This window comes from Mesorhizobium sp. M4A.F.Ca.ET.090.04.2.1 (genome assembly GCF_003999085.1).
Classification (GTDB): Bacteria; Pseudomonadota; Alphaproteobacteria; order Rhizobiales; family Rhizobiaceae; genus Mesorhizobium.
On the sequence record NZ_RZOT01000244.1, the window covers coordinates 1 to 8,563 of the forward strand.

The window sequence follows — 8,563 nt, forward strand, 5'->3', positions numbered from 1 at the left end:
GGTTCAGCGCCTCGGCGAAGGATGTGCCGACCGTCTCGGTCGCTGTCGTCGGCGCGACGATGCCCTGGAGGGCGTCGGTCGCCACACCGGCGCCTTCGGTTGCCGGTTTGAGCGCGCCAATGCTGCCGATGCCGCTGATCATTGCTGGTTCCTCATCAGGTCGATGGTCATGGAAATCAGATCGCGCGCCTGCTTGACGACCTGGAGATTGGCCTCATAGGAGCGATTGGCCTCGGTCATGTCAGCCATTTCGATCAGCACGTTGACGTTGGGCATCTTGACGTAGCCCTTTTCGTCGGCGGCTTCGTTGCCGGGCTGGAACTCGATCGGAAAATCGGATGGATCGCGCTCTACCGAGCTGACCTCGACAAGCTGGCCGCCGGTGGCGCGGTCGAGCTCGGATGCAAAGGAGATCGTCTTGCGGCGATAGGGATCGGCGCCCGGCGTGGTGCCGGTCGACTGCGCGTTGGCGAGGTTTTCCGACACCACGCGCAGGCGCTCCGACTGGGCACCAAGGCCGGATGCTGCGACTTTGAGGGCTGCGGTAAGCGCGTCCATGGTCAGCTCTTCACAGCCATCATCATCATCGAGTGGAAGGCCTTGACGATCGCGGTGTTGAGTTCGAAAGAGCGGCGGACCTCACCGGCCTTCATCAGTTCGTCTTCCAGCGCCACCGTGTTCTTCGACGGCATGATCGAGCCGGTGGCTTCCTCCGGCTTGACGGTGAAGCCGGCATTCGTCGCCTGGGTGCCGAGATGCCCGGCCTGCGTGGCCTGCAGCGATACCGCCGTACGGTCGAGGACCTTCTCGAACGGCTCGACATCGCCCGCCGTGTAGCCCGGCGTATTGGCGTTGGCGATGTTGGAGGCAATTGCGGACTGGCGCACGGCCAGCCACTGCGATTGCTTGGTGGCGAGATCGAAAAGGGTGACGGGCTCCATGGGAATCTCCGGGCGGGGTTCCCAAAGATTAGGCCGCCAGTCTTGCGCGGACCTTGCGCGGGGCCGGGCATGGCGCAGCGCCGTGCTACTGGCCCGCGCGCCGCTATTTGGAGAGTTCGATCACCTGGTCGGTGCTGGTGACCATGACCCATTTGCCACCACGTTGCTCAATCGACGAGACGATGCTGGAGTCCGGCAGCTTCGAGCCGCGCTGGACGATCCACAGGCCGGCGTCGTCCTCAATCATGGCGCGGCCGTTGGCGACATGCACCATGCGGAACTTGGGGTCCGCCGGAAAGGGCTGCTGGTCGACGCCCGGAGCCGTGGCGGGGTCCTCGGGGTCCTGCAGCGTGCCGGTGGCGAACAAGTCGACATCGGGAACATCCTTGGCCGTCAGCGGCTGGCCGGGATTTTCCATTTGCGAGCCGCCGCTGACGCGTCCGGCATTGGTGCCGCTGCCGCCGAACTTGATGGCCTGCACGCCGAACTGTTCCTGATTGAAGAAGATGTACCAGGGAAATAGCGCGCAGATCAGACCGAGCGTGACGCCGAGCGCGGCGACGACAAAATCGCTGCGCCGGTCAGGCTTCTTGCCCAGCCGCGGAAATTCCGCCTTTGGCGGCGTGGGCCATTCCGTGCGCGAGAACAGGTCATCGATCAGTGAATCGCGGCTTGCCTGTATCGTCTCGGCGACCTCAACCTGGGAAGCCTTGGGCAAATCATCCCCGACGGTCCTAGCGGGCCCGGCGGTCCTCGGGAGAGCGGGCTTCGCCGCCTTGGCCAGGACGGCCCCGGTCCTGACCGCGACCTTGGCGGCCATAGCGCGAGCGGCCTTTGCTGTGGCGGACCGTGCTTCCTCAGCCCTGGCGTCTTCCTTGGCCCTGGCGTCGTCGAGCATCTCGCGCAGCAGGCGCTCGGTGTACTGGCGCTCACTCTCCTGCATCGCCATTCTGCTTTCCCTTCAGGTAGCGGGCGAGGTCGGCGAACGGATCGACGGACGCGCGGTCCTTCGGCGACTGCGTCAGCGCCTCGTAGATCAGCGGCACCTGGCGCACGGCGATGTCGAGCTCGGCGTCGGCGCCGCCCTGGTAGGCGCCGAGCAAGCGGATGTCGCGCGTGTCCTCGAAGCGCGAGATCATCGATTTCAGTCTGGTCACCAGCATCCGCTGCTCGGCGCTCCAGGCCTTGTCGGCCAGGCGCGAGATCGACGACAGCGGATTGACCGGCGGATAGCGGCCCTGTTCTGCGATCGCGCGGTCGAGCACCACATGGCCATCGAGGATGCCGCGCACGGAATCGGCAACCGGATCGTTGTGGTCGTCGCCGTCGATCAGCACCGAGATGATGGCGGTGATCGACCCCTTGCCCTCGGCGCCAGGCCCGGCGCGCTCGAGCAGCTTGGGCAGGTCGGTGAACACCGAGGCCGGATAGCCGCGCGCGACCGGCGGCTCGCCGGTTCCGGTCGCCACCTCGCGCAGCGCATGGGCAAAGCGGGTAATGGAATCCAGCACCAGGAGCACGCGGTGGCCCTGGTCGCGGAAATGCTCGGCGACGCGCATGGCGGTGTCCGGGGCGCGCCGGCGCATCATGGCGCTCTCGTCGCTGGTGGCAACCACGGCCACGGTCTTGGCCATGCTTTCGGCGCCGATCGTATCCTCGAGGAATTCGCGCACTTCGCGGCCGCGCTCGCCGATCAGTGCGACGACGACCGTGTCGAAGGCGTCCGCTCCGGCGAGCATGGCGAGCAGCGTCGACTTGCCGACGCCGGAACCGGCAAAGATGCCGAGGCGCTGGCCGAAGCAGAGCGGGGTGAAGATGTCGATGACCCTGACCCCCGTCGTGAAGGCGGTGCCGACGCGCTGTCGCGCCATGGCGCCTGGCGTCGTGGCGTCCTCGCCCGGGGCGTATGCGGACCTTTCCAGCGGCGGGCCGCCGTCGATTGAACGGGTGAGCGCGTCGATGGCGCGTCCGCGCCACGAGATATGCGGCGCCACCGCCAGCGGCCCGCGCCGAAACACGGCATCCCCTATGCCGGCATCGGCGCTGCGCTCGAACGGGGCCACGACCACCTCGTCACGGCCGATCTTGACGATTTCACCGCGCCGCGCGCCGGCATGGCCGCGCTGCTCGACAATGTCGCCCAGCCTGGCGATGTCGGAAAGGCCGCGCACCTTGTAATGGGTCGGCGAGATCTCGGCGACGCGGCCGCCGCGCCGGAGCAGGGACGCGGCGCTATCGAAGCGGCGCAGGACGCGTTCCAACGCGGCAAGCCGGTCGCGGGGTGCTGCATCAGGCTGCCTTTCAAGGGCGCGTAGCGAGGGCAGGCTGGTCGACATGCCGCTACTTGGAACCGAGCGTCTTGATGGCGTCGTCGGTGGTCGCATCGGTCTGCCGTATCAGCGCCGCCGTATTCTCGAAGGCGCGCTGGACCATGATCAGGCGGGTCATTTCCTGCACCGGATTGACGTTGGATTCCTCGAGGAAGCCCTGCGCCACGCCGACGTCGGAGCGATCGGTGACAGGTTCAGGCGTCCGCGCGGGCACGATGCCGGAATTGCCGTAGCGGACGAAATTCTGCCCGGGATCGAAATTGTAGAGGCCGATGGCGCCGACCAGTTGGTCGTTCTGTCGGAGCGAGCCGTCGGCGCCGGCCTTGGGCGGGCCGTTGCGCGGATCGAGCTGGATCGGAGCGCCGCCGCCGTCGAGCACAGGATAGCCTTCGATCGACATCAACTCGCCGTTCTCGTTCATCGAGAAACGGCCGTCACGGGTCATCACCGTGCCGGTCGGCGTTTCGATGGCAAACCATGCATCGCCCTGGATGGCGAAGTCGAAAGGATTGCCGGTCTCGGTCATCGAACCGTGCGCCGTCGAAAGATAGGTTTTGCCGGAGGATGCGAAGGAGACCGACTTCGGACCAGTGCCGGAGACGACATCCTCGAATTTCACGCCAGTGGCGCGAAAGCCGATGGTCGAGGCATTGGCAACATTGTCGGCGATGGTGTCGAGCCGGCGCTCGAGCGCGATCTGCGAGGAGAGGGCGACGTAGAGGCTGTCCTGCATGGTGTTCTCAGAACTTCAGTTTCTGCATGGCCATCATCAGATCGGTCGAGATGCCGACCGTGGTCGGCTGGGCAAAGAGCACGCTGACCGATGTCTGCGCCGTTGAGGTGGGGTTGTTGATCTCCCACAGGCTGGTGAACCGGGTCAGGAACTTGTTCAGCTTGTCGGTGTCCTTGAAATCGGCGATGTCGAGCTTCTGCTCGAACAACTGCGCCTGCTTGTCGATGTCGGCCGAGGCAAAGGAATCGGGCAGGCCGAGCGCGGTGCGCACCACGCTCGAAAGTGCCGTATCGGCCAGCACGTCGTACCAGTTGGTGATGTCGGGCGCCTTGCGCTGGAAGTAGAGTGCCAGCCGCACGCCTTGATTGGTCTCGCCGGCATTCTCCTCCAGGGTCTGGCGCATGTATTTGTCGACCGTGCCCTGCTGGGCGGAGGGAAAGAGCGTGGCGGTCGAGCCATAGGCGGCGAAGTTGAACGCCTTGACGAAGGCGGCGTAGCGCTTGTCGCTCAACTTGTTGGCGAAGCTGTCCGAATCCGAGACGCCTTCCTTGAGCGCCTTGACCATGAAGGCCTTGGCATAGGCCATGTCGCCCAGGCCGTATGCCTTCATGGCATAGGTGAACAGGCGGGTGTCCTTGACGAAGTCATCGATGGTTTTGATGTTGCCGATATTGGCGAGATAGTAGTCGGTATCGCGCTTGACGACGGGCTGCGCCTCAACCTGATCGATCGCCTTGGGTATGTCCTTGGCGATAAGCTGGTAGCTCGTATAAGTGTTCAACACGCTGTGCGCCTCCGGCGAAGCTATTCCAGGAAAATACAGTCACTTCCTTGCGCGAAGCTGAATCGGCCCCGCAACCCGCGATCCGGACCTCGCGGGTTGAAGCCTCGTCGATTCAAGCCTCACACAAGGCACGGGGACTATCGGTTGGGACCTGCGGTGACATGCGGAAGGATCTTGCGTGGGCATTCTGATCGGACTGGTGGTGACGCTCGGCTGCGTCCTCGGCGGCTTCATGGCCATGGGCGGTCATCTGCATGTGCTCATGCAGCCCTGGGAAGCGGTGGTCATCTGCGGCGCGGCGCTCGGCACCTTCCTGGTCGCCAACCCGATGAAGACCGTCAAGGACACCGGCAAGGGCATTCTCGAAGCGTTCAAGCAGGCGGTGCCGAAGGAACGGGATTATCTCGAGACGCTCGGCGTTCTGCACAGCCTGATGCGCGAATTGCGCTCCAAGTCGCGCAGCGAGGTCGAGGCGCATATCGACAATCCCGAGGAATCGGCGATCTTCCAGGCATTCCCGACGGTGCTGAAGAACCACGATCTCACGCATTTCATCTGCGACTACTGCCGCATCATCATCATCGGCAATGCGCGTTCGCATGAGATCGAGGCGCTGATGGACGAGGAGATCCAGACCATCAGGACCGACAAGCTGAAGGCCTACCACGCGATGGTGGCGGTCGGCGACGGCCTGCCGGCGCTCGGCATCGTCGCCGCGGTGCTCGGCGTGGTCAAGGCGATGGGCGCGCTCGACCAGTCGCCGGAAATCCTCGGCGGGCTGATCGGCGCCGCGCTCGTCGGCACCTTTCTCGGCATCTTCCTGTCCTATGGCGTGGTGGGGCCCGTCGCCACCAAGATCAAGACCGTGCGCGAGAAGAAGAATCGCCTCTACATCATCGTCAAGCAGACGCTGCTTGCCTACATGAACGGCGCGCTGCCGCAGGTCGCGATCGAGTTCGGCCGCAAGACCATCTCATCCTACGAGCGGCCGACGATCGACGCCGTCGAGCAGAGCACGATGAATACCGGCACGGCCGAAAAGAAGGCGGCCTGAGCATGCGTCAAGACAGCCAGGGCCGCTCGCCATCATGACCAGTCCGGGCAGTCCGTCGCAGACCCGTTCCCTGATCATCGAACGTCTCGTCGGCGACAGCGGCGAGGCCGGTCATGTCATTGGTGCCGGGCGGGCGATGGCCGAACGCGCCGTGCCGCTGCTGCAGAAGAGCCTTGCCGTCGAGCTTGGCGCGCCGGTTACGGTGGATCTGCGGGCGGTCGAGGTGAGCCGGGTTCCCCATGCACGCGCCGATGCCGGCGAGACCTTCGCCATGGTCATCGTTCCATCGCCGACCTCGGCCGACGCCATGACCCTGGTGATCGACGCTCAGGCCATAGCCGTCGTGGTTTGCGCCCTGTTCGGCGGGGACCCGGACGCGCGGGTCTCGCCAATCGAACGCGAGCTGTCACAGATCGAGACCGATGTGGCGACGACGGTGATCCAGCATGTGGCGCAGGCGCTCAATGGATCGGGCAAGCGCTCGCTCGAATTGCGGCTGCCGGTGCAGCGGGCAATGTCCGGCATGGAGGCTAAGCGGCGGGTGCTGCGCGATGGGGCGGCGGTCCGCATGCTGTTCGGCATCTCGACGCCGACCGACAGCGGCACTGTCACGGTGATGATCCCGCAGCGCATCCTGCTTGCGACCCGTGGCGGCGCGGCCGGCGCCCACGACGACGATCACACGGCCGGCTCGGACTGGCGGGCGCGCTTCTCCGAAGAAGTGATGCGCTCGACAGTAACGCTGGAGGCGACGATGCCGCTCGCCCGGCTGACGCTCGGCGACCTCGCCAGCCTCGAAGTCGGGCAGATCATCGAATTCGAAGAGACGGCGCAATCGCATGCGCGGCTCAGCGCGCGCGACAAGACGCTGTTCGTCTGCGAGTTCGGCAAGCTCGGCCAGAATTACACCGTCCGCGTCCGGCATCCCTACGATGCCGGACAGGATTTCATCGACGGGCTGATGCCGGGCTGACGCCGGGTGGCCTGACCTTTTTGGAGACGACGCATGGCAAAGACGAAGGTGGAAGCCGAACCCGATCAGCCGGACGAGCAGCTCGATCGCGCCATCGAGGAGCTGCGCGGCGTCCTCAAGGAAGAGGAGAAGCGCCCGGACGTTGCCTACAGGGCCGCTTCCGGCGGCGCCAATTCCAGCATCATCATGGCCATTCCGGTCGACGTGCAGATCATCCTCGGCAGCACCGAGATGCCGGTGTCCGAGCTGATGGCGCTGCAGAAGGGTTCGACCGTGGCGCTCAACCGGCGTATCGGCGAGCCTGTCGACGTGGTGGTCAACGGCCGCAAGATCGCCCGCGGCGAGATCACCGTGCTCGAAAGCGACCCGTCGCGCTTCGGCATCAGGTTGACCGAAATCATCGCCGCCACCAAGAGCGCGTAGGCTTGGCCGGCGTGCACCGCCATCGACCGCAGGGACAGACAGCATGACGACGCTGACCACGCTGACGCGCCCGCAAAAGGCAGCCGCCATTCTGGTGGCGATGGGCAAGCCCTCAGCCAGCCGGCTCCTGAAATTCTTCAAGCAGGAAGAACTGAAGGCACTGATCGAAGGGGCGCGCCTGCTGCGCACGATCCCGCAGAGCGACCTCGAGCGCATCGTCGCCGAATTCGAAGCCGAATTCACCGAGGGCGCGGGCCTGCTCGATTCCGCCGACCGGATGGACACCATCCTCAACGAATCGCTGTCGCCGGAGGAAATGAGCGCCATCATGGGCGACAAGAGGTTCGAGGTGGCACCCGAGGGCCCGCCGCCGATCTGGCCCGACCTCGAGAAGCTGGAGCCCGGCCGCCTCGGCGCCTTCCTGTCCGGCGAGCACCCCCAGACATCGGCCATGGTGCTGTCGAAGCTTTCCTCGCAGATCACGGCCGACGTGCTGTTGACGATGGAGAAGCCCGTCCGCAGCGAGATCATCAAACGCATGGTCACTTTGGCCACGGTTCCGGATGCGGCCGCAAAGATCGTCGAAAGCCAATTGCGCAGCAGCCTGCTGTCGCAAACCGCGACGAAGGATATCTCGGCCGGACAGGCGCGTGTCGCCAGCGTGCTCAACGAAATGGACAAGCCTCAGCTCGAAGAGGTCATGCACGATCTGGAGGAGGCCGGCACGCCGGATCTCGACGGCGTCAGGTCGCGGCTGTTCGCCTTCGACGATTTGCCGCTGCTCGCCCAGAAGGCACGGGTGCTGCTGTTCGACGGGCTGTCGACCGAACTGGTCACGCTGGCGCTGCGAGGCGCGCCGCCGGCACTCACCGAATCGGTGTTGTCGGCGATCGGCGCAAGGTCGCGGCGCATGATCGAATCCGAACTCGGGCAGGGGTCCGAAGGCATCGCGCTGGCCGACATCATGGCGGCTCGCAAGACAATCGCGGTGGCGACGATCCGCCTGTCGCGTGAAGGGGCGTTCGAACTCCCTTCCTCGTCGCAGAGCGAAGCGGCCTGATGGCGGCTCGGTTAGCACGCCATGGCTGAATCGGTCGACAAGGACTCCAAAACCGAGGAAGCGACAGAAAAGAAGATCCGCGACACCGTCGAACAGGGCAAGCTGCCCCATTCGCGCGAAGCGGCGATCTTCACCTCCTTCGTCGCCATATTGGTGTTCACCGTCTTCTACGCCAAGGACGCCATCATCGATCTCGGCATGTTCTTGTCGATGTTCCTGGAGAAGCCCGAAGCCTGGCCGATGGATACCGAGACCGACGTCATCG

General features: G+C 65.0%; 11 protein-coding genes. 5 read left to right on the forward strand and 6 right to left on the reverse strand.

Annotated elements, in window-relative coordinates; translation table 11 throughout:
• Positions 1-138: 138 nt before the first annotated feature.
• The 6 genes from flgC to EN781_RS18010 all read right to left on the reverse strand — a co-directional run bounded on the left by flgC (position 139) and on the right by EN781_RS18010 (position 4,788).
• Complete coding sequence (flgC, locus tag EN781_RS17985; protein ID WP_126058490.1) at positions 139-558, reverse strand: flagellar basal body rod protein FlgC; 420 nt, start codon at positions 556-558, stop codon at positions 139-141.
• 2 nt (positions 559-560) lie between these two features.
• A complete protein-coding gene (gene flgB / locus EN781_RS17990) occupies positions 561-941 on the reverse strand; it encodes a flagellar basal body rod protein FlgB (protein WP_126058491.1) in 381 nt (126 codons plus the stop codon).
• 103 nt (positions 942-1,044) lie between these two features.
• Entirely contained in the window at positions 1,045-1,890 is an 846-nt protein-coding gene (locus EN781_RS17995; protein ID WP_126058492.1) for a hypothetical protein, read from the reverse strand.
• Positions 1,871-3,277, reverse strand: a complete 1,407-nt coding sequence (fliI, locus tag EN781_RS18000) for a flagellar protein export ATPase FliI (protein ID WP_126058493.1) — start codon at positions 3,275-3,277, stop codon at positions 1,871-1,873. Before fliI ends, EN781_RS17995 begins: the two co-directional genes overlap by 20 nt.
• A gap of 4 nt (positions 3,278-3,281) precedes the next feature.
• On the reverse strand, positions 3,282-4,004 hold the full coding sequence (gene flgF / locus EN781_RS18005; protein WP_126058494.1) for a flagellar basal-body rod protein FlgF: 723 nt from the start codon (positions 4,002-4,004) through the stop codon (positions 3,282-3,284).
• A 7-nt stretch (positions 4,005-4,011) separates the two neighbouring features.
• A complete protein-coding gene (locus EN781_RS18010; protein WP_189347655.1) occupies positions 4,012-4,788 on the reverse strand; it encodes a DUF1217 domain-containing protein in 777 nt (258 codons plus the stop codon).
• Positions 4,789-4,966: 178 nt separating this feature from the next.
• On the opposite strand from EN781_RS18010, the gene motA reads away from it, so the two are divergent.
• From motA to EN781_RS18035, 5 genes are all read left to right on the forward strand, one after another.
• Positions 4,967-5,842, forward strand: a complete 876-nt coding sequence (motA, locus tag EN781_RS18015) for a flagellar motor stator protein MotA (RefSeq protein ID WP_126058496.1) — start codon at positions 4,967-4,969, stop codon at positions 5,840-5,842.
• Positions 5,843-5,876: 34 nt separating this feature from the next.
• Entirely contained in the window at positions 5,877-6,815 is a 939-nt protein-coding gene (locus tag EN781_RS18020) for a FliM/FliN family flagellar motor switch protein (protein WP_126058497.1), read from the forward strand.
• Positions 6,816-6,848: 33 nt separating this feature from the next.
• On the forward strand, positions 6,849-7,238 hold the full coding sequence (gene fliN, locus EN781_RS18025) for a flagellar motor switch protein FliN (RefSeq protein WP_126058498.1): 390 nt from the start codon (positions 6,849-6,851) through the stop codon (positions 7,236-7,238).
• A 43-nt stretch (positions 7,239-7,281) separates the two neighbouring features.
• Positions 7,282-8,298: a flagellar motor switch protein FliG gene (locus tag EN781_RS18030; protein ID WP_126058499.1), complete on the forward strand. Its 1,017-nt coding sequence runs from the start codon at positions 7,282-7,284 to the stop codon at positions 8,296-8,298.
• A gap of 21 nt (positions 8,299-8,319) precedes the next feature.
• A partial coding sequence (locus tag EN781_RS18035) for an EscU/YscU/HrcU family type III secretion system export apparatus switch protein (RefSeq protein WP_189347658.1) occupies positions 8,320-8,563 on the forward strand: 244 nt, incomplete at its 3' end.

Coding starts and splice junctions, on each gene's coding strand:
- flgC (WP_126058490.1), bottom strand. CDS start 558: ATGGACGCGCTTACCGCAGCCCTCAAAGTCGCAGCATCCGGCCTTGGT.
- flgB (WP_126058491.1), bottom strand. CDS start 941: ATGGAGCCCGTCACCCTTTTCGATCTCGCCACCAAGCAATCGCAGTGG.
- EN781_RS17995 (WP_126058492.1), bottom strand. CDS start 1,890: ATGGCGATGCAGGAGAGTGAGCGCCAGTACACCGAGCGCCTGCTGCGC.
- fliI (WP_126058493.1), bottom strand. CDS start 3,277: ATGTCGACCAGCCTGCCCTCGCTACGCGCCCTTGAAAGGCAGCCTGAT.
- flgF (WP_126058494.1), bottom strand. CDS start 4,004: ATGCAGGACAGCCTCTACGTCGCCCTCTCCTCGCAGATCGCGCTCGAG.
- EN781_RS18020 (WP_126058497.1), top strand. CDS start 5,877: ATGACCAGTCCGGGCAGTCCGTCGCAGACCCGTTCCCTGATCATCGAA.
- fliN (WP_126058498.1), top strand. CDS start 6,849: ATGGCAAAGACGAAGGTGGAAGCCGAACCCGATCAGCCGGACGAGCAG.
- EN781_RS18030 (WP_126058499.1), top strand. CDS start 7,282: ATGACGACGCTGACCACGCTGACGCGCCCGCAAAAGGCAGCCGCCATT.